Origin of the sequence: Brachyspira catarrhinii, from assembly GCF_005518285.1 — a bacterium.
GTDB classification, from domain to species: Bacteria; Spirochaetota; Brachyspiria; order Brachyspirales; family Brachyspiraceae; genus Brachyspira; species Brachyspira catarrhinii.
The window spans coordinates 1-2066 of record NZ_SJDU01000386.1 but is presented as its reverse complement, the minus strand read 5'-3'; the positions used below and the strand labels follow the sequence as shown (position 1 = coordinate 2066).

Here is a 2066-nt window from a genome sequence, read left to right as displayed (position 1 = left end):
ACAACCATTAACGAATATAAAAAATATATAGAAAAAGACGGAGCTTTGGTTAGAAGATTTCAGCCTGTAACTGTGGAAGAGCCTAATATTGAAGACACTATCGAAATATTAAACGGAATAAAATCGCAATACGAAGAGCATCATAATGTTAAATATACGAGCGGGGCAATAAACGCGGCGGTAGTTTTAAGCAAAAGATATATAACCGAAAGATATTTGCCTGATAAAGCGATAGATTTGATAGACGAAGCGGGTTCGAGAGCGAGATTAATCAATATGACTATGCCCGCCGAATTTAAGGAAATGGAAGAGCAAATAAAAGAATTTGACGCAGAAAAACAAAAATGCGCCGATATGCTTGCGTTTGAAGACGCGGAAATTTGGAAAAATAAAAGAGACGATTTGAAAAACGAACTTGCCGAAAAACAAAAAAAATGGAGAGAAGAAAGAGATAAAATACAAACTTTAATCGAAGAAGACGATATAAGAAATGTAATATCCGAAATAACTAATATTCCCGTTAAAAGACTTCTTAACGCCGAAAGCAAAAGACTTATCGATATGGAAGAAGAATTGCATAAAAAAGTGGTCGGACAGGAAGAGGCAATTTCTTCTATTTCTAAAGCGATTAGAAGAAGTAGAGCGGGACTCAAAGCCTCAAAAAGACCTTTAGGAAGTTTTATATTCTTAGGACCTACGGGAGTGGGAAAAACCGCGCTTGCAAAAGTTTTGGCGGAGTTTATGTTTGGAAATAGCGACGCGTTAATCAGAATCGATATGAGCGAATTCATGGAAAAATTTGCAGTTAGCAGATTAATCGGAGCGCCTCCTGGTTATATAGGTTATGAAGAAGGCGGCGGACTTACCGAAAAAGTGAGGAGAAAACCTTATTCTTTGATATTGTTTGACGAAATTGAAAAAGCTCATCCCGATGTGACAAATATACTTTTGCAAGTTTTAGAAGAAGGACAGCTTACCGATAACTTTGGCAGAAAAGTGGATTTTTCAAATACGATAATCATAATAACGAGCAACCTTGGAGCGCGAGATATAGTTAAAGGAAGTTCTTTGGGATTCAACGCAATCGGAGAAGAAAAAGACGCTAACGATATAAAGAATTTCGCTTTGGAAGAATTGAAACAGAATTTTAATCCCGAATTTTTGAATAGAATTGACGATATTATAGTTTTCCATACTCTCACAAAAGAAAATTTGAAAGAAATCATAGACATAATGCTTAAAGAATTGAACGAATCGATTAAAGACAGAGACATAATAATTAATTTGACGGACGAAGCGAAACTTTATATAATCGACAAGGGTTTTGACAAAAAATACGGAGCGAGAAGTTTGCGAAGAGCGATACAGAAGGAAATTGAAGATTATATAAGCGCCGAAATTTTATTTGGGCATATCGTTGACGGAGATATTATAAATGTCGACAGTCATGGCGGAACTTTAATGTTTTCTTACTCCAAACCTCTAAAAGTGGAAGATAAAGAATTATCGAGATAACTGCCACCTGTAAAGTAAAAGTTGATTATTTGGTAAATTAATTTAATGAGATAAAATGAATAAAGATTTTATAACTTGGATGAAATTCTTTACTACTGATAATCTGGAAGAAATCGAAGACGAATTAATAGCGGAAAACGAAATCATGCGAAAGGCTATAAAGAAGTATAAAGAATTTATAGCCGATGAAAAATTATAATTTTTTTATTTACCAATTGAGTTCCTAATTTTATACGATATTATTTATTGTCATTATGAGGACTTGAAAAGTCCGCGACAAAGTCGGGCAGACGCCAAGTAATCTATTCTGTGTATATTTAGATTGCTTCGCTTGTTTCACTCTCTCGCAATGACAAAATAATGCATGTCATTGCGAGGCTCGCCGAAGCAATCAATTTTTAATTTTTTTTATTTTAAAGTGTTGACAAAAATTCTAAATATTGTATAATTTTTCCTATGATTAAATTAAATAAAACTATTATAAAACAAATTCGCGCGAGCCGAGCCGAGCCGAGCGCTTCACTTTAAACTTTTTTCAAGTTTATGTTTAC

2 protein-coding genes are annotated in these 2066 nt (G+C 34.1%); both read left to right on the top strand.

Translation table 11 applies throughout. The annotated features are described in order from the left end of the window. Positions 1-1515 (top strand): AAA family ATPase (locus EZH24_RS10765; protein WP_137999120.1); only part of this gene is annotated, 1515 nt, incomplete at its 5' end. Between the two features lie 55 nt (positions 1516-1570). Further along, entirely contained in the window at positions 1571-1714 is a 144-nt protein-coding gene (locus tag EZH24_RS14215) for a hypothetical protein (protein WP_161976146.1), read from the top strand. Positions 1715-2066 lie beyond the last annotated feature (352 nt).

What these genes read in the sequence shown, in the direction of transcription:
- EZH24_RS14215 (WP_161976146.1), top strand. Translation starts at nt 1,571, where the DNA reads ATGAATAAAGATTTTATAACTTGGATGAAATTCTTTACTACTGATAAT.